At 51.1% G+C, this 25,910-nt stretch carries 32 protein-coding genes and 1 tRNA gene; 28 read left to right on the forward strand and 5 right to left on the reverse strand.

Annotation, left to right across the window (positions count from 1 at the left end; translation table 11 throughout):
• Positions 1 to 6: 6 nt before the first annotated feature.
• Positions 7 to 744 carry a GltB/FmdC/FwdC-like GXGXG domain-containing protein gene (locus MOMUL_RS04310; RefSeq protein ID WP_062281986.1) on the forward strand — a complete coding sequence of 246 codons (738 nt, stop codon included), beginning with the start codon at positions 7 to 9 and terminating at the stop codon, positions 742 to 744.
• Positions 745 to 809: 65 nt separating this feature from the next.
• Here MOMUL_RS04310 and rd read toward each other — a convergent pair whose 3' ends face one another.
• From rd to rbr, 4 genes are all read right to left on the reverse strand, one after another.
• Positions 810 to 1,499: a rubredoxin gene (gene rd, locus MOMUL_RS17620; protein WP_062281989.1), complete on the reverse strand. Its 690-nt coding sequence runs from the start codon at positions 1,497 to 1,499 to the stop codon at positions 810 to 812.
• Between the two features lie 17 nt (positions 1,500 to 1,516).
• Positions 1,517 to 2,716 carry a nitric oxide reductase FrpA gene (fprA, locus tag MOMUL_RS04320; protein WP_062281991.1) on the reverse strand — a complete coding sequence of 400 codons (1,200 nt, stop codon included), beginning with the start codon at positions 2,714 to 2,716 and terminating at the stop codon, positions 1,517 to 1,519.
• A gap of 96 nt (positions 2,717 to 2,812) precedes the next feature.
• Positions 2,813 to 3,070: a CPF_0552 family protein gene (locus MOMUL_RS04325; RefSeq protein ID WP_062281995.1), complete on the reverse strand. Its 258-nt coding sequence runs from the start codon at positions 3,068 to 3,070 to the stop codon at positions 2,813 to 2,815.
• Positions 3,071 to 3,087: 17 nt separating this feature from the next.
• Positions 3,088 to 3,663, reverse strand: coding sequence for a rubrerythrin (rbr, locus tag MOMUL_RS04330; protein ID WP_062281999.1), 576 nt, complete (start codon positions 3,661 to 3,663; stop codon positions 3,088 to 3,090).
• Positions 3,664 to 3,858: 195 nt separating this feature from the next.
• Between rbr and MOMUL_RS04335 the strand changes: the two genes are divergently transcribed.
• The 27 genes from MOMUL_RS04335 to MOMUL_RS15350 all read left to right on the forward strand — a co-directional run bounded on the left by MOMUL_RS04335 (position 3,859) and on the right by MOMUL_RS15350 (position 24,772).
• Positions 3,859 to 4,239 carry a desulfoferrodoxin gene (locus MOMUL_RS04335; protein WP_062282002.1) on the forward strand — a complete coding sequence of 127 codons (381 nt, stop codon included), beginning with the start codon at positions 3,859 to 3,861 and terminating at the stop codon, positions 4,237 to 4,239.
• Between the two features lie 187 nt (positions 4,240 to 4,426).
• On the forward strand, positions 4,427 to 4,567 hold the full coding sequence (locus MOMUL_RS16525) for a rubredoxin-like domain-containing protein (protein ID WP_129588675.1): 141 nt from the start codon (positions 4,427 to 4,429) through the stop codon (positions 4,565 to 4,567).
• 49 nt (positions 4,568 to 4,616) lie between these two features.
• Entirely contained in the window at positions 4,617 to 5,084 is a 468-nt protein-coding gene (locus MOMUL_RS04340) for a ferritin-like domain-containing protein (RefSeq protein ID WP_062282005.1), read from the forward strand.
• Between the two features lie 85 nt (positions 5,085 to 5,169).
• Positions 5,170 to 5,247 (forward strand) — tRNA-Pro (locus MOMUL_RS04345).
• 154 nt (positions 5,248 to 5,401) lie between these two features.
• Positions 5,402 to 5,764 (forward strand): nucleotidyltransferase family protein, encoded by a 363-nt coding sequence (locus tag MOMUL_RS04350; RefSeq protein ID WP_201786462.1) that lies wholly within the window; start codon positions 5,402 to 5,404, stop codon positions 5,762 to 5,764.
• Positions 5,761 to 6,078, forward strand: a complete 318-nt coding sequence (locus MOMUL_RS04355) for a ribonuclease toxin HepT-like protein (RefSeq protein ID WP_062282008.1) — start codon at positions 5,761 to 5,763, stop codon at positions 6,076 to 6,078. Before MOMUL_RS04350 ends, MOMUL_RS04355 begins: the two co-directional genes overlap by 4 nt.
• 155 nt (positions 6,079 to 6,233) lie before the next feature.
• A complete protein-coding gene (locus MOMUL_RS04360; RefSeq protein WP_062282011.1) occupies positions 6,234 to 7,100 on the forward strand; it encodes a MurR/RpiR family transcriptional regulator in 867 nt (288 codons plus the stop codon).
• A gap of 85 nt (positions 7,101 to 7,185) precedes the next feature.
• Positions 7,186 to 8,739 carry a gluconokinase gene (locus tag MOMUL_RS04365; RefSeq protein WP_062282013.1) on the forward strand — a complete coding sequence of 518 codons (1,554 nt, stop codon included), beginning with the start codon at positions 7,186 to 7,188 and terminating at the stop codon, positions 8,737 to 8,739.
• A 3-nt stretch (positions 8,740 to 8,742) separates the two neighbouring features.
• Entirely contained in the window at positions 8,743 to 9,639 is an 897-nt protein-coding gene (locus MOMUL_RS04370; protein WP_062282016.1) for a uroporphyrinogen decarboxylase family protein, read from the forward strand.
• 93 nt (positions 9,640 to 9,732) lie between these two features.
• On the forward strand, positions 9,733 to 10,209 hold the full coding sequence (locus MOMUL_RS04375) for a TRAP transporter small permease (protein WP_062282019.1): 477 nt from the start codon (positions 9,733 to 9,735) through the stop codon (positions 10,207 to 10,209).
• On the forward strand, positions 10,209 to 11,492 hold the full coding sequence (locus tag MOMUL_RS04380; protein ID WP_062282022.1) for a TRAP transporter large permease: 1,284 nt from the start codon (positions 10,209 to 10,211) through the stop codon (positions 11,490 to 11,492). The genes MOMUL_RS04375 and MOMUL_RS04380 overlap by 1 nt, the downstream gene beginning before the upstream one ends.
• 59 nt (positions 11,493 to 11,551) lie before the next feature.
• The gene (locus tag MOMUL_RS16100) at positions 11,552 to 11,716 is read left to right on the forward strand and encodes a hypothetical protein (RefSeq protein WP_161484961.1); all 165 of its coding nucleotides are present in this window, start codon (positions 11,552 to 11,554) and stop codon (positions 11,714 to 11,716) included.
• Positions 11,717 to 11,746: 30 nt separating this feature from the next.
• Positions 11,747 to 12,799, forward strand: a complete 1,053-nt coding sequence (locus MOMUL_RS04385; protein ID WP_062282024.1) for a uroporphyrinogen decarboxylase family protein — start codon at positions 11,747 to 11,749, stop codon at positions 12,797 to 12,799.
• Positions 12,800 to 12,871: 72 nt separating this feature from the next.
• Positions 12,872 to 13,768 (forward strand): phosphogluconate dehydrogenase (NAD(+)-dependent, decarboxylating), encoded by an 897-nt coding sequence (gene gnd, locus MOMUL_RS04390; RefSeq protein WP_062282037.1) that lies wholly within the window; start codon positions 12,872 to 12,874, stop codon positions 13,766 to 13,768.
• Between the two features lie 302 nt (positions 13,769 to 14,070).
• Complete coding sequence (gene speD, locus MOMUL_RS04395; protein WP_054936805.1) at positions 14,071 to 14,448, forward strand: adenosylmethionine decarboxylase; 378 nt, start codon at positions 14,071 to 14,073, stop codon at positions 14,446 to 14,448.
• 183 nt (positions 14,449 to 14,631) lie between these two features.
• The gene (locus MOMUL_RS04400; protein WP_062282038.1) at positions 14,632 to 15,339 is read left to right on the forward strand and encodes a polyprenyl synthetase family protein; all 708 of its coding nucleotides are present in this window, start codon (positions 14,632 to 14,634) and stop codon (positions 15,337 to 15,339) included.
• Positions 15,336 to 16,037, forward strand: coding sequence for a bifunctional demethylmenaquinone methyltransferase/2-methoxy-6-polyprenyl-1,4-benzoquinol methylase UbiE (gene ubiE, locus MOMUL_RS04405; RefSeq protein WP_062282041.1), 702 nt, complete (start codon positions 15,336 to 15,338; stop codon positions 16,035 to 16,037). Before MOMUL_RS04400 ends, ubiE begins: the two co-directional genes overlap by 4 nt.
• Before the next feature lie 73 nt (positions 16,038 to 16,110).
• Positions 16,111 to 16,854 (forward strand): twin-arginine translocase subunit TatC, encoded by a 744-nt coding sequence (tatC, locus tag MOMUL_RS04410; RefSeq protein ID WP_062282044.1) that lies wholly within the window; start codon positions 16,111 to 16,113, stop codon positions 16,852 to 16,854.
• 48 nt (positions 16,855 to 16,902) lie between these two features.
• The gene (locus MOMUL_RS04415; RefSeq protein ID WP_062282046.1) at positions 16,903 to 17,124 is read left to right on the forward strand and encodes a Sec-independent protein translocase subunit TatA/TatB; all 222 of its coding nucleotides are present in this window, start codon (positions 16,903 to 16,905) and stop codon (positions 17,122 to 17,124) included.
• Between the two features lie 128 nt (positions 17,125 to 17,252).
• The gene (gene hydF / locus MOMUL_RS04420; RefSeq protein ID WP_084785458.1) at positions 17,253 to 18,473 is read left to right on the forward strand and encodes a [FeFe] hydrogenase H-cluster maturation GTPase HydF; all 1,221 of its coding nucleotides are present in this window, start codon (positions 17,253 to 17,255) and stop codon (positions 18,471 to 18,473) included.
• Positions 18,474 to 18,498: 25 nt separating this feature from the next.
• Positions 18,499 to 19,158: a YkgJ family cysteine cluster protein gene (locus MOMUL_RS04425; protein WP_062282052.1), complete on the forward strand. Its 660-nt coding sequence runs from the start codon at positions 18,499 to 18,501 to the stop codon at positions 19,156 to 19,158.
• A gap of 136 nt (positions 19,159 to 19,294) precedes the next feature.
• Complete coding sequence (locus MOMUL_RS04430) at positions 19,295 to 19,672, forward strand: methylglyoxal synthase (protein ID WP_062282055.1); 378 nt, start codon at positions 19,295 to 19,297, stop codon at positions 19,670 to 19,672.
• Positions 19,673 to 19,722: 50 nt separating this feature from the next.
• Positions 19,723 to 20,034 carry a DUF6951 family protein gene (locus MOMUL_RS04435; RefSeq protein WP_062282057.1) on the forward strand — a complete coding sequence of 104 codons (312 nt, stop codon included), beginning with the start codon at positions 19,723 to 19,725 and terminating at the stop codon, positions 20,032 to 20,034.
• 164 nt (positions 20,035 to 20,198) lie between these two features.
• Entirely contained in the window at positions 20,199 to 21,632 is a 1,434-nt protein-coding gene (locus MOMUL_RS04440; RefSeq protein WP_062282060.1) for an aspartate ammonia-lyase, read from the forward strand.
• A gap of 78 nt (positions 21,633 to 21,710) precedes the next feature.
• Positions 21,711 to 22,439 (forward strand): N-acetylmuramoyl-L-alanine amidase, encoded by a 729-nt coding sequence (locus tag MOMUL_RS04445; protein ID WP_062282063.1) that lies wholly within the window; start codon positions 21,711 to 21,713, stop codon positions 22,437 to 22,439.
• Positions 22,440 to 22,501: 62 nt separating this feature from the next.
• The gene (locus tag MOMUL_RS04450; protein ID WP_062282064.1) at positions 22,502 to 23,905 is read left to right on the forward strand and encodes an 8-oxoguanine deaminase; all 1,404 of its coding nucleotides are present in this window, start codon (positions 22,502 to 22,504) and stop codon (positions 23,903 to 23,905) included.
• A 111-nt stretch (positions 23,906 to 24,016) separates the two neighbouring features.
• Positions 24,017 to 24,772, forward strand: a complete 756-nt coding sequence (locus tag MOMUL_RS15350; protein ID WP_064774325.1) for a LysM peptidoglycan-binding domain-containing protein — start codon at positions 24,017 to 24,019, stop codon at positions 24,770 to 24,772.
• A gap of 2 nt (positions 24,773 to 24,774) precedes the next feature.
• Here the strand turns inward: MOMUL_RS15350 and MOMUL_RS04460 are convergent, their stop codons facing one another.
• Positions 24,775 to 25,761, reverse strand: a complete 987-nt coding sequence (locus MOMUL_RS04460; RefSeq protein ID WP_062282067.1) for a hypothetical protein — start codon at positions 25,759 to 25,761, stop codon at positions 24,775 to 24,777.
• Positions 25,762 to 25,910 lie beyond the last annotated feature (149 nt).

Below are 25,910 nucleotides of genomic sequence, written 5' to 3' on the forward strand. Positions count from 1 at the left end.
GATTTTATGGAAACTTTAAATGCCCGGGGCCTGTCTTATCAAGCCCTGAATGAGTTTATCAGGACCCTCCTGGATAACGGCTGCCGGGAACTGGTTTTAAAAAATGTCAATGGCCAGCGTTATATCGGTGCCGGGGTCCAGGGCCGGGCCCGGCTGGAGGTTTACGGCGTGCCGGGCAACAACCTGGCGGCCCTTATGGATGGTCTGGAAATAGAGGTTTTTGGTAATGCCCAGGACGGCGTAGGTAACACCATGAACGACGGAACGGTAATTATCCACGGTAACGCCACCGATATTACCGGTTACTCCATGCGCGGCGGCCGCATCTTTATCCGCGGCAGTGTCGGCTACCGGGTGGGTATCCACATGAAGGCCTTCCGGGATAAAAACCCCCTGATTGTCATCGGCGGCAAGGCCGGGGACTTTTTCGGCGAGTACATGGCCGGCGGTACCCTGGTCCTGCTGGGCCTGGATTTGCAACCCGGGGAAGCCATGGTGGGTAATTTTGTAGGCACCGGGATGCACGGCGGCGAGATCTTTATCCGCGGCCAGGTAGATTCCTTCTACCTGGGTAAAGAAGTTAAAGCAGTACCACCTACAGCCGCCGACCAGAAGCGCCTGCGGGAAATTGTTGGCGATTTTGCCCGTTACTTTGACCTGGAGGCCGAAAAGATCCTGGCCCGTCCCTTTACCAAGTTGGTACCCTACAATAAACGGCCATATGGCACGTTGTATGCTTATTGAGTGGAATGAACAAAAAGCCATCTGCGTGAGACAGATGGCTTTTGTTGATCCAGAGGGGGCAGCTATCAAATTCTCTCGAAGGCTTCTTTCCCGGCACCGCAGATGGGGCAGGCCCAGTCACCCGGCAGGTCCTCAAAGGGGGTGCCGGGAGCAATGCCGTGTTCCGGGTCGCCTTGGGCCGGGTCATAGATATAATTGCAGATAGTGCACCGGTACCTGGGAGCAGTGGTAGCCGGCCCGGCTTCCACCCGGGCGACCGCGAAGGTAGGCGCCGTTTTCGGGGTCGTGCCGCGCTTGACCTGGTGATAGTAGGCATAGGTCATGGGCTCACCCTGCTGGAGGACGGCGGCATCCGTTAAAGTGCCGATAAATATGCTGTGGGTGCCGGCGTCAACCGTTTGATTTACTTTTGCTTCCAGGTAGGCCAGGGTGTGTTCAGCTAGGTAAGGAAGACCTGACTGCGTTAGCTTGTAGTTCAACCCGGCAAACTTGTCTACCTCATGGCCGGATTTGAAGCCAAACTGGCCGATGAGGGAAAGGGGGGCCTCCCTGGCCAGGACCGAGACGGCAAAGCTCCTGCCGGCCTGGATAAATTCATGGGTCAGGTTTTGCTTGTTGATGCTAACGGCAACCGTCGGCGGTTCCGAGGAAATCTGAAAGACGGTGTTGGCAACCTGGCCGTTTAAGCGGTCACCCTTTTTTGCCGTAATGATGTACAGCCCGTAAGAGATGGTATGCAGGGCTTTGGTGTCCAAAAATGCTACCTCCTAAGTTAATCCTTAATTCTGGCCGCCATTTCCCGCCCCAGTTCGTAGCAACGCTGCAGGTCTTCTTTCTTGGGCACCCACTTCACTGTGGGGCCGGGCTCGGCAAAAAGCTCGATTTTGGCGGCCTTCAGGCGCTCCTCCAGAATCTTCTGGGCGCCGCCACCCCAGCCGTAAGCACCGAAAGCTAGGCCGATTTTATTTTTCGGTCTTAAGCCTACCAGGTCATCCAGGAGGGGAGAAACCACCGGCAGGATGTCGTTATTGATGGTCGGCGAGCCCACCAGGACGGCGCGGGCATCGAGGATCTCCTTGATAATGTCGTTGCGGTCGGATACGGAGAGCTTGAAAAGCTTGACCTCGCAGCCCCCGGCCACCAGGCCGTCCAGGAGGGCATAAGCCATCTTTTCCGTACTCAGCCACATGGTATCGTAGGCAATAACGGCCTTCGCCGTACCTTTACCATCAGCCCAGCGGGCGTAGGCCTCTATGATTCGGTTGGGGTCCTGCCGCCAGATAATACCGTGGCTGGGGGCAATAGTCTTAATAGTCAAGTTCATTTTCTGAATTTCTTCCAGCTTTTTAGTAATCAAGTTACTAAAGGGCATAAGGATGTTGGCGTAATACTTGGCTGCCTCATCCATGACAATTCCTACATCTACTTGATCGTCGAAGCGAACGCTGGAAGCGAAGTGCTGGCCGAAGGCATCGTTGGGCAGCAGCAGGGCCTCTTCGGGTATATATGTAAACATGCTGTCGGGCCAGTGGAGCATAGGGGCTTCAATAAATGTAAGGGTTCGTTTGCCCAGGCTGATGCTGGTTCCCGTTTTGACGATGGTATACTGGAAATCAAGATACGGGTAATGATCCTTCAGGCTCTCATAACCACGCTGGGTACAGAGGACATGGGCGCTGGGGCAGAGGTCCATGATGGCCGGAAAGGCGCCGGCATGGTCGCTTTCAGTATGGTTTATCACCAGGTAGTCGATTTTCACCGGGTCCTTGATCTGCTTCAGTTTGGCGATCAATTCCTCTTTAAAGGGTCCGTAAACGGTATCCACCAGGGCGGTTTTTTCATCGACAATATAGTAGGCATTATATGTAGTACCCCGGTGGGTGGAAAAGGCGGGACCGTGAAAGTAGCGGATGTTCCAATCGATGGCCCCTACCCAGTAAATACCTTCCGCAATGGTAACGGGCTGGCTCATGGATTCTTAATCATCCTTTCGGTTTGTTATTTGCCATCATCGCCTTATATAGGAGCCAGGTCAACTTTGATTTTATCAGTAAAACAGGGCGGCTACTTAATCATCCAATGCCAGCTTTATTACCTCAGCTTTTACCCGGCCCAGAGAGTTAAGCTCGTCCTTTAGCTGCTGGACCTGGACTTCGGGGGCGCATAACTGCAGGATAATCAAGCCTTCGTCGCTGCAGGCCTCAGTTTCGTGAAGGCCAAGGCGCACCCGGATAATACAGCCATACTTGGTTAAAATCTCCTGAACTTTAGTCGCCGTTTCGCGCCGGTTGTCAATCAGGATGGCCATAATTGTCGGGCAGGACATAAGGCCATCACCACTCCTCAATAATTTTCCGCTAGTAGTTCAAAGAACGCCTGGGGATGAGCACACGCCGGGCATATTTCTGGGGCCGCGTTGCCCTCGTGTATATAACCGCAGTTGCGGCAACGCCAGGTCACCTTTTCTTCCCGCTTAAAGACACGGTTATTTTCTATATTGGCCAGCAGGGCGCGATAACGGTCTTCGTGTCCCTTCTCGGCGCGGGCAATGGCCCGGAAGACAGCAGCTATCTCTTGAAAACCTTCTTCTTCGGCTACCCGGGCAAACTCGGGATACATGGTGGTATGTTCGTAATTTTCCCCGTCGGCACTGGCGGCCAGGTTCAAGGAAGTAGTGGCAATGGTACCGGCCGGGAAAGCGGCGCTAATTTCTACTTCGCCGCCCTCCAGGAATTTAAAGAGACGCTTGGCATGTTCTTTTTCGTTATCGGCAGTTTCTAAAAATATAGCTGCTATTTGCTCATAGCCTTCCTTTTTCGCCTGACTGGCATAGTAAGTATAGCGGTTGCGGGCCTGGGACTCGCCGGCAAAGGCCGTCAGCAGGTTTTTTTCCGTCCGAGTGCCTTTGAGACTGGGCATAGTGCTCACTCCTTTATAAGATTTCGACCCCATTTTACCTTACCAAAGTTAGGAAGTCAAGGCAGGCATCAGTTGGTTTAAGCAATTAAAAGGCAAATTTTTTTTGAAAAACTTTTATAACCGGCAGGAAAAAAGGGGAATTATAGCGAATATTAATTGTAAATAGTAATCCTTACTAAAAGGGGGAATTTCATTATGACGGCAATCGGCCAGGTTTACAGGTGCAATGTTTGCGGTAATATCGTCGAGGTCCTTCATCCCGCTGTTGGGACCCTGGTCTGCTGCGGCAAACCCATGGAGTTATTGACGGAGAACACCGTAGACGCCAGCAAGGAAAAGCATGTCCCGGTAGTTACTAAAGTTAATGGTGGTTTTAAAGTGACCGTTGGCAGTGTTCCCCATCCAATGGAAGAAAAGCATTACATTGAGTGGATCGAACTGCAGGCCGGCGGCCAGGTCTTGCGACAGCACCTGGATCCCGGCGACGCCCCCGAAGCGGTATTCGCCACTGCAGCCAGCACTGCTACTGCCCGCGCCTATTGCAACCTCCACGGTCACTGGCAATCCAACAATTAGAGCAGGGAGTGTATTCTTAATGGAAAACGAAGATTGGGTTTGCCCGGTGTGCAGCGCCGGCAAAGAGATGTTTGAACCTGAAGCCTGAAAACGCTTGTTAAGCGGAAGGCCTACTATAATGGCTGGTTGTATTTGCAATAACGCCATAAAGGCTCGCCGGGCTAGAGACATAAGGAGGCATATTGGCATGAATAAATGGCGCTGTTCCGTCTGTGGTTATGCTTTTGAAGGGGAAGCCCCGCCGGAAAAATGTCCTTCCTGCCAGTCAACCTGTAGTTTTGTCGATGCCAACTGTTATATCCCTGATTGCGGTGGCGGCTCTATATAGTTAACACGGCAATTGATAGCAGGTATTATACCTTTGAAGGGGGCAAGTTATGTTCCACGCCAGTGAAGTCTTTGCATTTGCCCGGGCCATTGAACAAAAGGGCCAGGCCTTTTATCAAGCCATGGCTGCCAGCGCCCGGGATGATAAAGTCCGAAAGCTTTTCCAACGTTTGGCCTTAGAAGAAGGCCAGCATATCCTGGATTTTGATCAACTAGCTTCGAAAGCAACTCCATATGATCCCCCGGAGTCTTACCCGGGGGAATATGAGGCATACATGCAGGCCCTGGTGGATAGCAATGTTTTCCCTAAGGACCTGCATCCTGAGACCCTGCCCAAGCAGATTACTACTGATATAGAAGCCCTTAATTTCGCCATCCAGTTTGAAAAGGATGCCTTGCTATTTTTCAGCGGTTTAAAGAACCTTGTTTCTGTAACTGAGACAGCCATGATTGATGAGTTGTTACGCCAGGAAAGGCGGCACCTGTGCGAGCTGCACAGCGCCCTGCAGAATAAATAATTTTGCTTGCCCCGGGCTGCGCCAGAATCGCCCCTTGACAATGCCGTTCGTCAGGTGATATACTTTTCCTTGCACAGAGGAAGAACGGGGCGTAGCTCAGTTTGGCTAGAGCGCTACCTTGGGGTGGTAGAGGCCGCTGGTTCAAGTCCAGTCGCTCCGACCATTTTTACAGGACGCCATAACGGCGTCTTTTATTTTTCACTTCTTAAGATATGGCCGTTGACTGGTAAAAAAAGTAACGATACAATGTAATACAGGGAGCGGGAGAGTGAGAGGTAAAATTTGGTGAGCTTAAATTAAGAAAGGCGGGGAATCTGGTGCTGGATGACATTAGTACCATGCGGAAGACCTGGCAGCGACGGGTTGAAATAGAAAAGCAGGCTGAAATAAACCGCCGCCAGGAAGCGCTAATCAAGGCTCGTCTGGCTGCCAGCTGGTTAAAAGAGAAATACCAGGTTAAAAAGGTCTACCTTTATGGTTCCCTGGCCTGGAGTGAGTATTTTACACCCTATTCAGACATTGATTTGTTGGTAGAAGGGTTTACAACTAAAGAACTTTACTGGCGTATGTGGTCGGAAGTAGAAGCCATCACGGCACCTTTTCCACCCAGTATTGTCTTGGCCGAGGATGCAGTACCGGGTTTATTGCTAGAAGTCCAAAAAAGGGGACAGGAATTATGACCGGTGAACAATTCCTTGTTTTAGAAGGCCGCATACGCAGCTTACCCGCCGATCCGGAATGGCACCGCCAGTTGTTGGTACAAATGACCCTCGATTTACCGGAACTACGCCCCCATGTAATCCGGAAAGAAACAGCAGCCTTGCTGGACGAATACCGCGGTTTCCGCCATGTTTTTCGTAACGTTTACGGTTTCAACCTGGCAGCCGAACGGTTAGAAAGACTGGTCCAGAAGCTGCCGGAAACGCTGGTAGCCTTACGCTGGGATCTCCAGGTATTCTTGGAGCGTATGCGTGAAGTTATAGCAGTTAAATAGTCTTCCCGTGTTGGTACCACATCAGTAAAGGTTATATTTACTTACTTGCTTCTATACCCCGGTCCGCCCGGGGTTTTAATTTTTGCTTCTCAAAATTTAAATATTATGTTATCCTATTCTCGTGAAAAAAATTTTCTCCAGAAAGGAGGGGCCTAATGGCTCCTAACAATGATACGCCTGCTCAAGGCGGGCTTTTGCGTTTGCGGAGCATTTATCCCAGCCTTACCGCAGCTGAGCAGAGGGCGGCCACCTATATCCTTGAGAACCCAGGAGAGATAATTCATCTGTCAATTACCGAATTGGCCGAACAGGCGCAAACGGCCGAGGCCACTATTTTCCGCCTCTGCAAGCGCCTGGGTTATCGCGGCTTCCAGGCCTTCAAAATTGCCTTGGCCAGTGAAATGGTAGACCCTGTACAGAATATCCATGAAGACGTACAGCCGAGTGATGACATGTTGATTATCGCCCATAAAGTATTTCAATCTAATGTCCAGTGCCTTCAGGAAACCCTGAAAATCCAGGAGAAGGAATCCCTGGAACAGGCAGTAGAAATGCTACTCAACGCCCGGCGGGTAGAGTTCTATGGTTCCGGCGGTTCGGGTGCCATAGCGATGGATGCCTATCATAAGTTTATGCGCACCGGGATCTGGTGCCAGGCTCATACCGATGCCCATTTGCAGGTCATGGCCGCTTCTCTTCTCGGCCCTGGAGATGTAGCGGTGGGCATCAGCCATACGGGGGCCAATAAAGACGTCTATGAAGCCTTGAAAATCGCCCGGGAAGCAGGGGCGAGAACCATCGGCATCACCAATTTCATGAAATCCCCCTTGACCAGGGTAACCGACATTTGCCTCTTTACTTCCGCCCGGGAAACACGTTTCCGCTCGGAAGCAATGTCTTCTCGGATAAGCCAGCTGGCCATCATCGACTCCCTGGTGGTAGGTGTATCTTTGCGGCGTCAGGATGAAGCCCTGAGTGGATTGCAAAAAATTCGCCGTGCTATCGCCAACAAACGCTTTTAATTTACACTAAGAAAATTTTTTTCTATCCAGCAGGAATTGAAGAAAATATGTAGAATACATTATATGAATTTAAGAGGAGAATAACATGAAAAAAACCTGTCTATTTATTGGTGTAGATCTGGGAACTACCACCACCAAAGCCGTAGTCTTCGATCTCCACGGCCAGATACGAGGGCAGGCCGCCAAAGAAAGCGGTTTCGACCAGCCTCAACCCGGCTGGGCCGAACAGGATGCTGAAAAAATTTTTCAGGATACCCTGGAAGTAATAGGGGTAGCTGTCAGGAGGGCGGGTGCCCGTCCCGGGGAAATTGCGGGTGTCGCCTTTAGTTCGGCCATGCATGGTATTATGGCGGTGGATGCCGGGGGTAATCCTTTAACTCATTGCTTGATCTGGACAGATAACCGGAGCGCCCCTATTGCCCGGAGACTGCGTCACGACCAGAAGGGAAGGGAGTTATATAATCGGTGCGGCGTACCTCTTCACGCGATGGTACCTTTATGTAAATTAATCTGGATGAGGGAAAACCGGCCCGAGGTATTCAAGAAGAGCGCTCGTTTTATTTCCATAAAAGAATATATCTTTTTTCGCCTCTTTGGTACCTATGTAATCGATTATTCCCTGGCCTCGGCCACCGGCCTCTTTAACATATACAACCTGGCCTGGGATCAAGAAGCTCTGGAGTTAGCAGGCATTAACGAGGAACAACTATCCCGGCTGGTGCCTACGACTTACATTCTCCAGGGATTAAAAACAGATTACGCTAACACTATGAGTTTAAGCCCTGATACACCTTTTATAATTGGCGCCAGCGACGGCACCTTGGCTAACTTGGGAGTTGGCGCGATAGAGGAGGGGATGGTAGCCATATCCATTGGCACTAGCGGCGCCGTCCGTATCCGGGTTGACGCGCCGTGCACCGATATCAAGATGCGCACCTTTTGCTATGCGCTAACGGAAAAAGACTGGATAATTGGCGGCCCCATCAATAACGCCGGTCTAATCTACCGCTGGCTGAGGGATAAATTTTTCCAGGCCGAAGCACAAGCGGCGCAGGAAGCGAGGGTTGAGGTCTACGACCTTATGAACTCATACGCCGCCAGCGTCCCGGCCGGCAGCGACGGCCTCATCTTCCTCCCTTTGCTTGCGGGGGAGAGGGCGCCGGGATGGAATGATAATGCTCGAGGCGTTATTTTTGGACTGGATTTGCATCACGGCCGGGAGCACCTGGCGAGGGCCGTGATGGAAGGGGTGTGTTTCAGGCTCTACAGCGTTGCCCTGGCCCTGCGGGAATTAAGCGGACCGTTCAAAGAAATTCGCGCTACCGGCGGGTTCACCCGCTCGCCGTTGTGGTGCCAGATCCTGGCAGATGTTTTCGGCCAGCAAGTTACCGTAACACCAGGAGTGGAAGGGGCCTGTCTTGGGGCGGCGGTTCTGGGAATGGTTGCCATGGGACGTGCAAGCGATATTAACATCGTTTATCAGTTATTGCAAGAAAGGAAGCAATATCACCCCAATTGGCCAAATACCACTAAATACCGTTTTCTTTTTGAAATTTACGAACGCATCTACAAAAAAATGGAAAATGAATTTGCTGCCATGGCAATGTGGCACGATCAATATCAATCATGGGAGGGTTAACTGGTGAGCACGCCTAAAGAGAATTTTGAGGCAACAGTTAATTTCCAGGAACCCGAGCGACCTTTATTTGTTATCTGGAATACTGCACCCTTTGGTACCAGTTTGCTTGGGGTTAAACAAAAAGATTTTTATTTTGATGCTGAGTTAAAATTAAAAGCCCAAATGACTATACAGGAAAAATTTCCCGAGGCTCTCCTCGTTCCGGGACCTTGGCCCGATTTTGGTGTGGCAGTGGAGCCATCTGCTTTTGGTTGTAAAATTGAATGGCCTGATAATGAACCCCCTTGGGCCAGACCTGCTATTGAAAGTATTACCGAAGTTAGATATATGAGAAAGCCAATTCCCGGTAAAGACGGTATAACCGGTTTAATGCTTGAACAATACCGGTATATGTGGGATCACCTTGATAAAAAGTATATCGATGAATACGGTTTTCTAGAGGGTTTAGGTTATATACTGGGCCCATTAGAGACTGCTGCTTTAGTTGTAGGTTACGGTCAAATTTTATTCGAGCTATATGATCACCCCAAAGAAGTCCACAAATTATTGCAGATTATTACTGAGTTTGAGATTGAGTGGCTTCACGAACAGGAGAAAATCAATGGCAAACTAAAAAGGCTGTATGTACCTGAACATTTCCCTACTCAGGTTTCCCCAGACCATTTTGAGGAATTTTGTTTTCCTTATATATCACAGATCTTTAATGAGTTTCCGTACGCTATTGGTTTATACCATAATGAGGGTAACGTCAGCCATATCATGGAACGAATTCCAGACATGGGTGCAAAAATCTTTCACTTCGGTAATAATATCGATTTAAGGAAACAACTTGGAGTAAACATCACCCCAAGTTGTTTCCAGCACCATTTTTTATTTCGTATCATTAACCTTTTGGACTAAATCCGGATCCTGATTTAGAGCCATTCCGCCAGGCTGTCAAACCTCTTTATGCTGAATGGGGTGAAAAAGTAGGTATCGGAGAGGTGAGAGATTGTGGAACGCAAATGTTTTTTTGAAAACTGGGTGGAAAATATTATAGCTATGGGTTTTGCTGCTTTTGTAATCATTGTTTTTGCCCAAGTTATCTTTCGTTATGTATTAAATAATTCCTTAACCTGGGCTGAGGAATTTGCCCGCTACGTTTTTATCTGGATTGTCTTTTTAGCCGGAGCTATTGCTGTTAAACGCGGTTCTCATATGGAACTTGATTTATTTGTTAATTTTCTGCCGCGTTTACCCCGGTTTATTGTTCATTGTTTCTCACTAGTTGTAGTTATGGCCTTTAGTGCATTTATAACCTATGAAGGCTGGCTATTAGCCCAAAAGACCTGGAACACTCCCTCCCCTGCAATGCAGATTCCTATGGGGTTAGTCTACCTTTGCCTGCCAATCGGAGGAGTAGTTATTATTATTTACTCGCTTTTTGCTATTAAAAATTTAATCATCAGTTATAAGCAGGGGGGATGCTAATGTTAACAATTATTTTACTTTCTTTCGCTGTCTTGTTGGTCCTGGGTGTGCCTATAACCTTCAGTATGGGTTTTTCCGCTGTATTAGCATTTGTTTTAGGTCATAGTCCGATTCCCTGGCTGGTAATTCCCCAACGCTTATTCGTCGCCATGGATTCTTTCCCCTTAATGGCTATCCCCCTTTTTATTCTCGCCGGTGAATTAATGAATACTGGCGGCATAACCAGCAGGATCGTTCAATTTGCTAGCAGCTTGGTACGCCATATCCGAGGTGGATTTGCTCATGTAACCATTGTTGCCAGCATGATCTTTGCCGGTATTTCCGGTGCAGCGGCGGCTGATGCCTCAGCCATAGGCGCCATGATGGTCCCGGCAATGGAGAAATCAGGTTACGATCGTGATTATGCCGTAGCAGTTACGGCCAGTGCTGCTACCATTGGCCCGATTATCCCACCCAGTATTTTAATGATTATTTACGGGTCAATTACAGGTTTATCTATTGGCGGCCTTTTTCTAGGAGGTTTTATTCCTGGCATTCTTGTGGGTCTGGCTTTTATGCTGGTGGCATATATTATTGCCCGCAAAAGGGGTTACGGTTCTCAGCCTCGGGCTTCCCTAAGTGAAGTTTGGTCGTCGTTTAAAGGCGCTTTAGCTGCCCTGCTTATGCCGGTTATTATTTTAGGAGGCATTTTGTCGGGTGTCTTTACAGCAACCGAAGCGGGAGTAATTGCTGTAGCTTACGGCTTTATAGTTGGCTTGTTTATTACCCGTGAGTTGAAATTTATGGACATAAAAAGAATCTTGGTAGATTCGGCTGTTGTTAGTGCCGTTACCATGCTTATCATTGCTGCGGCGCAAGTAATGGGCTGGATTTTAGCAATTGAGCAGGCACCACGGCTGGCTGTCAATGGCCTATTGTCGTTATCTAATAATGGCCAGGTAGTATTAATGTTACTATTAGCCTTTCTTTATGTACTAGGTTTCTTTTTTGACGGGACAGCAGCAATGATCTTACTAGTACCCCTCTTTCAACCAATTGTTGCCCAGTTTGGTTTTGATCCCATATTTTTTGCAGACTTAGTTATAATAACCATATTAGTCGGCTGTATTACCCCGCCAGTAGGAATAACCTTGTTTATTTCCTGTAGTATAGCTAAAGTAAAATTGACCGAAGGGTCTCGAGCAATCTGGCCCTTTGTTGCTGCTATGTTGGCCGTAGTTGCTCTGATTGCTTTCTTTCCTTCTTTAATCACTTTCTTGCCAAATCTCATCCTGAAACATTAGGGGTGTAAAGATTGCCTGAAATGACTTCACTTGAAAGGGTATGTGCTGCTGCCAATAGGATGGAACCCGATGTCGTACCCGTGGGACCTTATATGGGTAACCATGCTGCAAAGGTAGGCGGGGCGTCATTTATTAGAGCTGGCTGCGAACTGGCTTATTACACCCCCCAGGAAAATGTCAACGCTATGATCCGGGTAGCTAGGGAGAATCGTTACCCGTTATAAGCGGGAGTGGCAGTGGAGGTATGTATAAAAATGAAATTATCCCACAAAGAGCGCGTTTTGCGCAGTATCGCCCGCAAAGAAATTGATCACTTGCCGATCCAAATCGAGTTTACTCCGGCAGCTCTGGACAAAGTTACAAAAGCTTGGGGCGTGCCAAATAATGAAGAGTATTTAATTGAACGCCTTGATAACCACCTGGTCTATGCATATCTTAATGACCCGTTCGGCAAGATCCGCAAGCGTATTTTTACCCCTGAGGAAAAAATCCTTTACGATGAATGGGGGGTAGGCTGGGATACCCAGCAGGAGGGCACTTTTATTGCTTACCATCCTCTGGCCAATCTAGAAAAGTATAAAGATTACCAGTTCCCCGATCCTTATTCGCCGGATCTAATGGATTTTGCCAAAGAAACGGTAGCAAAATATGCCGGTGAGTATCTAGTGCCTTCCTATCAAGTGACCTGTCTCTTTGAACGCGCCTGGGCATTAAGGGGTTTTGAAAACTTCCTTATGGATATGATTCTTAACCGAGATTTTGCAGAAGAACTTTTAGAGAAAATAACTGATTATCAGGTGGAGATAGCCAAACGATATGTAGAAACTGGAGTTAATTGCGGCCGCACTGGCGATGATTATGGTGGTCAGAATACCCTTCTTATGTCTCCCAATCTCTGGCGAGAAATGATTAAACCACGCTTAGCACGTATCTGGGCCGTATATAAGGAAGCGGGCCTACCGGTTATTCACCATACGTGTGGCGACGTGCGTTTAATTCTCGATGACCTGGTCGACATGGGCCTGGACATCCTCCATCCCGTTCAGCCCCAGGCCATGCCTATCGAAGAATTGGCACAACGCTATGGGAAGAATTTGACCTTCTATGGTGGCATCTCCACCCAGGTTACTTTGCCCTTTGGTACTCCGGAAGAGGTTCGCCATGAAGTAAAGCGTTGTATCGAAGTCCTCGGCGCCTATGGTAGCTATATTATTGCCCCTTCTATCCAGATTAGCTCCGAGGTTCCTATGGCTAATATTGAAGCCTTAATCCAAGCTGTGGAGGATTATAAGGCTGGTAAATTATAATACTAAGAAATGGTCACAGTAATATTTTTTCTCCGAGTGATAATTCATACATACCTAAAGGGGGATGTAATTTTGCGTGTCGGCATAATAGGTTTAGGTAAAATGGGTTTGAACCTGGCCCTCAATATGCTGGAGCATGGTCACGAAGTGATAGGGTACGCCCGCACGAGGTCGACAGTGGAAAAGGCTGCCGCCCAGGGGGTTAAAGGTGCCTACAGCCTGGAAGAGCTAGTTGGCGAGTTGGTATCTCCGCGCCTTATCTGGTTAATGATCCCTGCCGGCAAAGCCGTGGACGAGGTTATTGAACAGCTATTACCCCTGCTTGCTCCAGGCGATATTATCGTCGACGGAGGAAATTCTCATTACCGGGATACCTTACGCCGTTATCAATTTTTAAAGGAAAAGGGTATTCGCTTCGCCGATTCCGGTACTAGCGGCGGTATAGAGGGAGCTCGCTATGGCGCCTGCTGTATGGTGGGAGCCGAAGATGAGCTCTTTACCTACCTGGAGCCTTTGTTTAAAGATATTACCGTTCCCGGTGGTTACCTGCACACCGGCCCCCCCGGCAGCGGCCACTATGTTAAAATGGTCCACAACGGCATTGAATACGGTATGATGCAGGCCATCGGCGAGGGTATGGAAGTCCTGGCTAAAGGGCCCTTCAAACTGGATCTGAAGGCGGTGGCCAGGGTTTGGCGCCATGGTTCGGTAATCCGCGGCTGGCTAATGGACCTCATGGAAAGTGCCCTTAGCAAAGACGCTACTCTGGAAAGCATAAAAGATATCGCTTATTCTTCCGGTGAGGGTCTCTGGACGGTAGAAGAAGCCCTGCGTCTTAAAGTGCCGGCACCGGTAATCACAGCCGCCTTGCTGATGCGTTACCGCTCCGAGCAGGAAGAGAGCTTCGCCACCAAGGTGGTGGCCGCCCTGCGCCACGAGTTTGGAGGCCACGAGGTGGCCCGGAAGTAGAAAGGTTACTTAAATGTAACTTTATGGTTTCTACGTTCATATAACGGAGTGGGTACGGAAATGATACGGTGATGTTCGTACTTGTTAGTTAAGTACAATTAAAACTGTCGGGATGGAATTGAATTGGATGGCTAAGAAGCGGCATGGTTTGGTACCAGGCCGCTTCTTATAGCCTCCGGAGACAAGCCCTCAACTTTATCCGACATCTACTGCGATTTTTAGTTGACAATAAGGGGGAGTGGGGTTACAATTGGATTTGATTGATGTCATGCCCCACTTTTATCCTGGAGGAGGAATGATAATTGCGCGCATTGGGCCGTCATGTTTTAGCTGAGGTTTATGGATGCAGCTTCGAGATCTTAAACGACATCAAAAAGGTCGAAGAAATCATGGTCAAAGCCGCTCTAGAAGCCGGTGCCGAAATCCGGGAAGTCTGCTTCCATAAATTCAGCCCTCAGGGTGTCAGCGGCGTGGTGGTCATCTCCGAATCGCACCTGGCAATCCATACGTGGCCGGAGTTAGGGTATGCTGCCGTTGACGTTTTTACCTGCGGCGAGAGGGTAAATCCCTGGGATGCCTGCAGGTATTTAACCGAGCAGTTCCAGGCAGGCGAAGTCCACGCCACCGAAATTGAACGGGGCGTGATGGAACCTCCTCGGGCGGCAGCGGTAAATCTGTAGGAGGGATATTTATTTTATTACCTACAACTAAAGGTAGTAGCGATGGTAGTAGCTGACAGGCCTTGCAGGGAGGAAACTTGCAGGGCCTGTAGCGTTTTTTACGATAAAAAACCAGCAGGAATATGCTTTAAAGAATAGAATATCAAAAGAAATACTCATTTTCATTTATAGGAGGGCTGGAGGTTGACCGCCCTGTTTAAATTATTACAACCAGAGCTGGAAATAGTTCGCCAGCGTTTGATAAAGGAAACCCGCATGCAAGGGCGAACGTTACCCGGGCTTACCTGGCCTGTTTTGAATCATTTAGATCAAGATTTTCTACCTGCTCTAGTCCTTTTAAGCGCTCATACTCAGGGTTACTTTGGCCCCAGGGCTCTATCCCTGGCTGCCGTTTTTCAATTTATTTTCCTGGCCTCATTAATTCATAACAATGTTAAGCATGAGGTAGCCTTGGAAACCCTGGTGGGAGATTATTTCTACACCCGATTTTTTGATCTCCTGTGCCGCGATGGTAATCTGCAATTTCTGGCACCCCTTTCCCAGTTGATTTGCCAGATTCACCTTGATGCTGCCCGGCAGTTAGAAAAAGCCAGGGAAGGAGCAGTTACTGCCCGGGGAAATTCTTTTCTCGAAAAACTTCATACCAGGGAATACCTGGCTGCCGCGGCAACTTACCTGGGCAGCCAGTTAGGCCAGGCCGAACCAAGGGTAGCCCAGTTCTGGCAGGAGATAGGCTTACTTTTAGGCAAGCTGTGGAATGGCCAGGCAGTAACCGTTAAAGCCACCGAGGCCGTAGAAAGACTTGCTCCTGGAACGGTAAGGGAACTCCTTGGCGAACTGGTCATACAATTAGGCGATGAGTTGCCTGTCAAACGGGTGATGGCCCTGTGACCAAAGAGGAATATGTACGTGGCATTTTTAACAACATTGCTCCCCGTTATGACCTTTTAAATACAATTCTCAGTTTTAACTGCGACCGGGGCTGGCGCCGTTTTACCGTAGCCCAGGCAGGCCTTGTACCTGGGAACAAGACCCTGGATGTCTGCTGTGGCACCGGTATGCTTTCTCTGGAGCTTGCCCGCGCCGTAGCCCCTGGGGGGCAGGTAGTTGGGTTAGACTTTGCCCCGGCCATGCTTGAGGTGGCCCGGCGCCGCCTGGCAGCCAGTACCTATGGTCACCTGGTGCAGCTGGTAGAAGGCAATGCCCTGGACCTCCCCTTCCCGGATAATACCTTTGATTGCGCCACCATTGCCTTTGGCCTGCGCAACCTCCCTGATATCAAACGGGGCCTGGCGGAAATGATGCGAGTGGTACGGACGGGAGGACGGGTGATTTCACTGGAATTAGCCAAACCCTCCCGGCCCTTTTTTAAGCAGCTTTATTACCTGTACTTTGACCACCTGGTGCCTTTAATAGGACGCCTGGGAGTAGGAATGGAGGGCCCCTATAGCTACCTGCCCCGTTCCCTTAAGGGCTATCCCCACCAGGAAGAAATATTACAGTACTTCCGCGACCTGGGCCTGGCCAGGGCATGTTATTACGAGCTGACGGGTGGAATTGTAGCCGTCCATGTGGGGATAAAGAAATAATGTTGCCTTGCTATGCTATGACAAGGGCGGTATAATGAAACTAGCCATAAACAGGTTAAAAGGAGGTGGAGCGATGGAAGATAAGTCTATGACCCTGACGGAGCACCTGGAAGCTTTGCGACGGGTACTACTGGTATGTATTATCGCTCTGGTGATCGCAACTATCGCTGTTTATTTTGGCTTCCGGGATCAGTTGCTGGTTTTAATCATGAGACCCATTAAGGAAATAGGCATAAACCCGGTCTTTATCACTCCCTGGGAAGCCTTTTTTACCACTATAAAAATTTGCTTCGTGGCAGCTATCTTCCTGGCTCTACCGGTGATCCTCTGGGAGGTCTGGAGCTTTATCCTGCCGGCCCTGCACACCCATGAACGGCGCCTCGTTTATATGTTAATGCCGGCCTCAATAGTGCTCTTTGCCGCGGGAATAGTCTTTGGTTACCTGGTAGTTTTCCCGGCAGCCCTTCGCTTTTTACTGGTAACTGCCAGCGAAGGCTTTACGCCGCTGATTTCCATCTCCCGGTATTTTAGTTTCTTGACCATGTTTATTTTACCTTTCGGGGCCGTTTTCCAGTTGCCCCTGGCTATTATGCTCCTAACCCATTTAGGGCTGGTAACGCCAAGGTTTCTAGCGAAAAACCGTAAATATGCTATTTTAATTATCTTTGTTCTGGCAGCCATTCTTACTCCAACGCCGGATATGATTTCCCAGACGCTAATGGCTTTACCGGTAATTGCCCTTTATGAAGTCAGCATCTGGATTTCTTACCTGGTACGACGCAAGCGGGAAGAAAAGGCCAAGGAAGAAGGTATTTAAATTTAAAGGAAACAGTTGTACAATTAACTTAAACAGGAGGTGAGAAGGATGTTCGGTTTGGGAGCTCCTGAATTAATCTTGATTTTAGTCCTGGCGTTGATTATTTTTGGCCCCGGCAAGCTACCCGAGGTGGGCCGCGCCCTGGGTAAGGGCATCAGGGAGTTTAAGAATGCTACTAATTCCGTAACTGAGGAAATCAAAGAAGCGGCCAGAATAGATGACGGCGACAGCAGTGCCAATAAAGAGAAGGTCACTAAACAGGCCAGTTAAAAAGTGGTAAGCTACGGGAGATAAACTCCCGTTTTTTTCTGGGAAGATTCCCCGGCCAGCGCCCAAAAGAGTACGGATTTTCGTAAGAGCGTGGCCTGCTTTTTGCTTTACAGGGAGGTGAGTTATCTTTGGAAGCAACACCAAGGGGGAACCGCCTGCATATTGCTATCTTTGGCCGCCGCAACGCCGGCAAGTCCAGTTTAATTAACGCCCTGACCAACCAGGAACTGGCGGTAGTCTCCAGCGTTCCTGGCACGACAACCGACCCGGTCCTTAAATCCATGGAAATTTTACCCCTGGGTCCCGTCGTCCTCATCGACACAGCCGGGATTGACGACGTGGGCGAACTGGGCGCTTTAAGGATTAAAAAGACCATGGAAGTCCTGCGGCGCACTGATCTGGCCATCCTGGTCCTGGACCCGGCAGCCGGGGTTGGACCTTACGAACTGGAACTCTTGCAGCGACTAAAGGAACAAAACCTGCCCCTGGTGATAGTTTTAAATAAAATCGACCAGGGCGGCCGGGAACTATTGCCGGACCTGGAAAAAACCCTGGGACAGCGGGTCCTGCCGGTTAGCGCCCTGACCCGCCAGGGTATCGAGGAATTGAAAGGGGAGCTGATTAAAGCCGCTCCTGCCGACTTTGAGGAGCCTTATATTGTTGCCGACCTGGTGGGGCCCGGAGAAATGGCCGTCCTGGTGGTACCCATCGACCTGGCGGCACCGAAAGGGCGCCTGATCCTGCCCCAGGTACAGACACTGCGGGACTTGCTGGATCACGATGCCATGGGCCTGGTGGTAAAAGAGCGGGAACTGAAGCTGGCCCTGGCTAAGATCCCGCCCCCCAAGATTGTTATTACCGATTCCCAGGCTTTCTTGAAGGTGGCTGCCGACACGCCGCCCGGCGTCTGGATGACTTCCTTTTCCATTTTATTTGCCCGCTATAAAGGGGACCTGGTAGAGCTGGTGCGGGGCGCGAAGGCTGTTAAAAATTTGCAGCCGGGCGACAGGGTTCTCATTGCTGAGGCCTGTACCCACCACCGCCAGGCTGATGACATCGGTAAAGTGCAGATACCCCGCTGGCTGCGCCAGTACGTGGGTGGTGATTTACAGTTTTCCTGGTATTCCGGCACCGGCTACCCGGAAGATGTGGCCAGTTATAAGGTGATAATTCACTGCGGCGGCTGCATGATCAACCGCCGGGAAATGCTCTACCGCATCCAGCTGGCCAAGGAAGCGGGCGTACCAATAGTTAATTACGGCGTCCTCCTGGCCTTTATCCACGGAGTCCTGGAACGGGCCCTGGAACCCTTCCCCCTGGCCCTGATGGCATGGCGGGAAGAAGAGTAAAATATAATTGGCAGGAGGTTGTCATTTGCTCGCAAGGCAAGAACAGAACCCCGTCCAGGTGCGTTACTGGCAGGTCAATGGTAAGCAAGGTTATGATCTCCGGGTTTTATCTCCTGAGGCCAGCATAGCTGATTATATTACCGCCGTGGAAGGACTGGACCCATCCCTCCTTTACCGCCCCTATACTAACGGCGATTGCCTAGGTTGCGATCATTGCTGTGGCGGGCGCCTGCCCCTGACCAGCATTGACCTGCATGTATTGCAACAGGGCCTGGAGGAACTTACTGGTAAAAGGTTTTCCCTCCCGGAAATGCTGGAGGAGTACTGCCAGGTCCAGGTGAAGGGGCGGGCGGTAGATATTACTTTGCGGACTGACGCCGAAGGTTACTGTATTTTTTTAGAACCGTACCGGCGTCGTTGCCGCCTGTACAAATACCGTCCCCTCATCTGCCGCACCTATTTTTGCTGCCCCCTCACCCGGCGGGCCAGGGTTTTACGAGAAACCCTTGTCAACCGCGGGGAAGATGAACTGGTGCGGTACTGGCTTTCCTGGCAGCCAGCGGTACCAGCAGGGGTGCGCCGTCATGACTGGCCGCCAACCCCTTTCGCCGGCTGCTTGAGTTTTGCCGAAGTCCCTTTAAAGTCCCTTTGTTCACTGGAGCTGTGGCGGCAGCTTCGCCAGTAGAAATCTAAGGTAAAATATTTCTATAGTAGAAGGGAAAAGCAATTTTTTGGTGAATATTTGTAGTCAAGGCTCGTTGAAAAGATTAAAATAAGGCTGGCCTGTTACGAGGGCTAATATGAATTTTGGAGGATAATTTATGCGCATCGCTCTCATAGCCCACGATCGTATGAAAGATGAACTGGTCAACTTTGTCGATGAGCATAAACATATCTTTGCCGGTCACCGCCTGGTAGCCACAGGGACTACCGGTACCAGGATCATGGAACGAACCGGTCTAAAGGTCCACCGTCTCATGTCCGGGCCCATGGGGGGAGACCAGCAAATGGGTTCCCTGGTGGCCAAAAAACGCCTGGACCTGGTAATTTTCCTGCGGGACCCACTGACGCCCCAGCCCCATGAACCGGATATCAGCGCCCTCCTGCGCATTTGTGACGTCCACAACGTTCCGGCGGCCACGAACCTGGCTACAGCAGCTATCTTTCTCGAGTATTTAAAGAGCAGAACAAAAGAGTAAAAAAGCATCCAGGGCGGGTTTTAACAATCTATAAAGAAAGGAGTTTTCCCATGGCTAAAGTAACTGTAGAATCCGGCATCTGTGGTTTTACCACCGACATTCTGGCGGAAGCACCGGATATGTTTTCCTGCAACCTGACCATCAACACTACCTGTCCCAACATCCAGAAGATTGCCGCTGAACTGGGCACCCTCAATCCCCTGGACGAGATTAGCTTCAAAGGCAACAGCCGCCTGCGTAAATTATTCTTTCAACATTGCCCCCATGCCGCCTGCCCGGTACTCCCCGGCATGGTTAAGGCCGTCGAAGTAGCTGCCGGCCTGGCCCTACCCCAGGATGCCCACATCTATGTCCAGAAATAATTTTGTACCTCAGGAAGGCGCATCCAGCAATAGACGTTAGCTGATGGACGCAGACTGCCCCTCCAGGGCGACTGGCAATTTCTATGGCCGGTCGCTTTTTACTTGCTCGTATTTCCTGGCCGTACTTGGTTTGCTACAATAGAGTCCAAAGGAAGGGATCATCTATGTCTACCCGCCAGGAACATGATCTCCTGGGTACCAGGGAAGTGCCCGCCAGCGCCTACTACGGCATCCACACCTTAAGGGCAGCGGAGAATTTCCGCGTCAGCCGGCATCAAGTCCATCCAGAGCTAATTAAAGCCCTGGCTACCGTCAAAGAAGCGGCCGCCCGGGCCAACCTCGACCTGGGCTACCTTCCCCGGGAAAAGGGAGAGGCCATTATTGCTGCCTGTCAGGAAGTAGCCCGGGGTAAACTGGCCGATCAGTTTTTTCTCGACGCCTTCCAGGGCGGCGCCGGTACTTCGACCAATATGAACATCAACGAAGTAATCGCCAACCGCGCCCTGGAAATCCTGGGACTTCCAAGGGGTGATTATGCCACAATCCACCCCAATGACCACGTTAACCTGCACCAGTCCACCAACGATGTCTATCCTACCGCCATGCGTATAGCGGCCATCCGCCTTTTACTGCCCCTGGCCGAGGAACTGGCCAGGCTCCAGGAAGCCCTTCAGGAAAAGGAGGCTACCTTTGCCGGGATACTTAAAATCGGCCGTACTGAATTCCAGGATGCCGTTCCGGTAACCCTGGGACAGGAATTCGGTGCCTATGCCCAGGCCGTGGCCCGGGACCGCTGGCGGCTGTACAAGGTTGAGGAGCGCCTGCGCCAGGTGAACCTGGGCGGCACAGCCACCGGCACCGGCCTCAATGCCCCCCTGAAATATATTTACCTGGTTAATGATTATTTGAGGCGCCTCACGGGGCTGGGCCTGGCCCGGGCGGAAAACATGATCGATGGCACCCAGAATATGGACGTCTTTGTGGAAGTTTCCGGTCTCGTGAAGGCCGCCGCCGTAACCATGCATAAAATCGCCGGCGACCTGCGCTTCCTTTCTGCCGGTCCCAGGGGCGGTCCGGCGGAAATCAACCTGCCCCCCCGGCAGGCCGGTTCTTCCATCATGCCCGGCAAAGTCAACCCGGTGATCCCGGAAATGGTCAACCAGGTGGCCATGCAGGTCATGGCCAACGATATGGTAATCGCTATGGCCGCCAGCCAGGGCCACCTGGAACTCAATCCTTTCGCGCCCCTTATCGCCCATGCCCTGCTGGAATCCCTGGAAATGCTGGCGGCAGCGGCCCGGATTTTCCGCACCGGATGTATCAGCGGTATAACAGCCAACGCCGGGCGCTGCCGGGAAGTGCTGGAGCAGAGTCCCGTCCTGGCCACAGCTTTACTGCCATATCTCGGTTACGAAAAAGCCACAGAGGTGGTACGGGAAGCAGAAGCTTCCGGCCGCTCGATTAGAGAAATCATTTTAGAAAAAGGGTTTTTAACCCCGGACGAACTGGAAAGCATCTTAACCCCGGCAGCTATGACGAAACCCGGTACAGTTAAGACCATAAATAGGCTGCAACAGGGCCAGGGCTTGTGTAATTAGCAATTTACGCCATTAGCCATGGTCACCCCCGGAGCTTAAGATCAACTTAAAGCATATCTTAGATTGGGGGTGGTTTTTATGCCCAAAATTGGCATTGATCCCGGCCATGGTGGCAGTGACCCCGGGGCCGTCGCCGCCGGCGGCCTCCAGGAAAAGGACGTCACCATGGCCGTGGGCCTGGCGTTGCGCCAATTGCTCCAGGAAGCAGGTGTAGAAGTGGTGATGTCCCGGACAGGCGACCAGGACGTTTCCTTGGCTGACCGGGCGGGTCTCTTCAACCGGGAACAGGTAGACCTCATCATCAGCCTGCACGTCAACAGCGCCGGTACTCCAGCCGCCAGTTACGTTAGCACTTTTATCCTGGCTCCTGGTGGCCAGGCTGAAAAGATCGCCCGCTTGATCCAATCCGAACTGGTGGCTGCCACTGGCTGGCCGGACGGGGGTGTCCGCGAGGCGAATTTCTACATCCTGCGGGAGACCGATGCCCCGGCAGTCCTGGTGGAAATGGGTTTTATCAGCAACCCGGAGACGGCAGCTCAACTGGCTACGCCCGCAGTACAGCAAGCCCTGGCCCGGGCCATTTTTCGCGGCCTGGCCGCCTACCTGGGCCTGAAGCCAAACGAGCCCCGCGACATCCAGGGTCACTGGGCCGAGGCGGCCATTCGCCAGGTCATGGCGGCCGGGATTATGAGCGGCTATCCGGACGGCACCTTCCGGCCCGACCAGAATGCCACCCGGGCTGAATTAGCTACCGCTTTGGCCAATCTTTTAGCCAGGTTAAATTTAATACCTACCAGGGCCGGTTAAAATTAAACCGTGTAATCATTAAATTTAACCGGGTTTGACCGGTTGAGTGGAGGTACTTGGGCTTGGCTTTACTTATCAAAAATGCCGAATGGATTATTACCCTGGATAGCGAGGGCCATCGCTACCAGAAGGCCGATCTTTTAATAGAGGGGCCGGCAATTAAGGCCATTGGATTCAATCTGCCTCCTGGGGATGGAGACGAAATTATTAATGCCAGGGGTAAGGTTGTTTTGCCCGGGCTGATCAATACCCATCACCACCTCTACCAGACCCTGACCCGCAATATCCCGGCAACCCAGGATATACCCCTGTTCCCCTGGTTGGTGACCCTTTACGAGATCTGGCGTGAACTGACGCCGGAAGCAGTTCGCCTGGGAGCCATGGTGGGGTTGGGGGAATTGCTGAAGACAGGCTGTACCTGCTCCAGCGACCATCACTACGTCTTTCCCCGCGGGCAGGGGAATGAACTTATTGATATTGAAGTCCAGGCGGCCCGGGAACTGGGGGTCCGCTTCCATGCCACCCGGGGCAGCATGTCCCTGGGCAAAAGCCGGGGTGGCCTGCCACCGGATGAAGTAGTTCAAAAAGAAGACGAGATATTAGCTGATAGCGAACGCTTGATCCGGCAGTACCATGAGGCTGGACCCTTCGCCATGTGCCGTATTGCCCTGGCCCCCTGTTCACCTTTTTCTGTAACTCCCGGACTGATGCGAGATAGTGCCGACCTGGCGCGCCGGTACGGGGTCATGCTCCATACCCATCTGGCCGAAACCATGGATGAAGAACGCTTCTGTAAAGAAAAATTTGGCCGGCGGCCGGTGGAGTACATGGCTGACCTGGGCTGGCTGGGGCCCGATGTATGGTTTGCCCATGCCATACATTTAAGCGATGCCGAGGTAGCCCTGCTGGGCGAGACGAAAAGCGGGGTGGCCCATTGCCCGGCTTCCAATATGAAGCTGTCATCCGGGATCTGCCGGGTGAAAGACCTGCTGTCTGCCGGGGCCCGGGTGGGGCTGGCCGTGGATGGCAGCGCCAGTAATGATTCCTCTAATATGTGGAACGAAATGCGTATTGCCTATCTCTTGCAAAAACTGGCTTACGGTAATAACGGCCTGACAGCCGAGGAAGTCTTGCGCCTGGCCACTACTGGCGGTGCCCGTGTTCTGGGCCGTGAAGATATAGGTTATCTGTCGCCGGGAATGGCAGCAGACCTGATCCTGGTTAACTTTGAGGAACTGGGGTTTGCCGGGGGCCAGCATGACCCGGTAGCGGCTATTATTACCTGTGGTGATAGCCAGCTGGTGGATACCACTATTGTTAACGGTGAGGTCGTAGTCCGTGAAGGGCGATTGGTAAAAATTGATGAAATTAAGATTGTTCGCCAGGCCAACCGGATATCAAGGGAGATGCTGGCCCGGGCCGGGAGGCGTACAGGTACCAATTATTATGCTTACCCAAAACGTTAATCACCCCCATAATTAAGCGCCCCTGGAGGGGCGCTTTTTCGTCACCTATAACCGGCCGGTTTCATACCCTATACTAGCAAATCATGCCATCAAGGAAAGGAGACCGGCGTTATGAGTGACGAAAGCAAGAAAGCTGAGGCAACTGTAAGTGAGGCGGCAGCCCAGCACATGGTGCCCCCGTGTCCCCATGGCTTCCATTATACCGTCAAAAGCGGCGACACTATGTATCTTATCGCCCGGCGTTTTGGTATAACCCTGGATGAGCTTATTGCTGCCAATCCCCAGGTACGGGATCCCAACCTGATTTATCCTGGGCAGGTACTTTGCATCCCGGGCAGACCCGCGATACACTGCCCGCACGGTTTCGTCTATATCGTCAAACCCGGCGATACTTTAAGCGGTATTGCCCGAAAGTTTGGCATTACTGTGGAGCAGATCCTGTCGGCCAACCCGCAAATTACAGATCCCAATTTGATCTATCCCGGCCAGCGCATCTGCATTCCCATCATGCCTCCAGTAATGCCCCGGCGCCACTGTTTTATGATGCATCCCACCCATCATTGCCCCAGCGCCATGGGTATGGGCATGATTGATATAGAAAAACGGGAATTGCTGGTCGTTGCCCGGGGAATTCCTGATCCCAGGCATTTCGATATGGATCATGTCGTTTTAATGGTTCGCTACCGGGAAATGGAAGAGTTTAGGGTAGTTGAAATGATGCCCATGGCCGATGGTATGATGATGAGCCATCATATGATGGATGCTGAGATGGATAAAGACCCTGTTTTGTTAATCGGCGCTGCCCGCAGGTTCCCCTTTTTCTTTGGTCCTTTATTCCTGGGTGTGGTGGTGCCATTTATTATCTAGAATCATTGCTTAAAAGGAGTATTCCTGCTGCCGGGATTTACAAGGACCGCCCTGCATAAAGAAAAAAGAGGCTCAAAATTGATTACCAGGGGCCAGTCCGGCTCCAGACCGCTGATCTTGGTGAAAACTACCTGCCTGGTGGAGGGGCCATCTGGCCCCTCTACAGCTTTAATCCTGGCCGGAAAAAAGAAATAGGCGCTCTGGGGTGGTGACCAGGTACTGCCGCCGTCCTGGGAGAAGCAAAAAGCCAGGCGGTTGCTGGACGTCCAGAGGAAAAGCAAGGTTTTTTCCTTAGCCAGGAGTACCGGCCGGTCATCGGGAAGATCAACCATTGTTCCCGGGCAGAGCCTCAGCGAGGTGTTTTTTTCCGGGTCAACTACGTGGAAATAAAGCAAGTAGTCCTTTTCCTGCCTGTGCCAGGACAACAGGTAAAGATACCCCTGAAACCAGTAAGCATAAATTTTATTACCAGGTTCTACGCCGGTAAGGGGACGGGGCACCTGCCAGCCCGTGGCAGGATCAAAAATTGTTAAAAATAAATGCTGCCTTCCCCTGGATGCATCCTGCCCGGCAAAAAAAAGCCGCCCACGGAGCAGGGGTTTAAATAGTAAGGGGGGAGCCGTAAGGTTAAAAGGTAAAAACTGCCTTTGCCAGCGGTTACCGGCCAGGTAGAGATGGACATTTTCCGGCCTGCAGGATTCCTCTAATAATAGGTGCGGTTGCCTGCGGGAATCGAGGACAAAGGCCAGGACGGAACCATTTGCCGGCAACTCCCTGCTCTCCCAGCGGTGCCCCTCCCAGCGGGCATAAATTAAACGCTTATTAAGCAACGTTGCCAGTATATGCAGGCGACCGTCAGGGTCAATAACGGCAGTAGAGGCGCTCAGGCCGGCCATGGGTTCACCGGTTGCGGTATAACTGTAATGTAATATGCCCTGGCGCAAAACTAACTGCCAGCTATCACCTGGTGTAGCTAAATAATTTACCATGGCCATCACCTCCCCGGACCAGGTCTACCTAACTAATGCATATGCTTTCCTGGCAGAAAAAATATAATTTTGATTGCCGGCAATAAATTATGTTTTCCCGGTAACATCCACCCGTTGAGGTCAATATTATATACCAGGCATTAACCCGA

It is taken from the genome of Moorella mulderi DSM 14980 (assembly GCF_001594015.1).
Classification (GTDB): domain Bacteria; phylum Bacillota; class DSM-521; order Neomoorellales; family Neomoorellaceae; genus Neomoorella; species Neomoorella mulderi.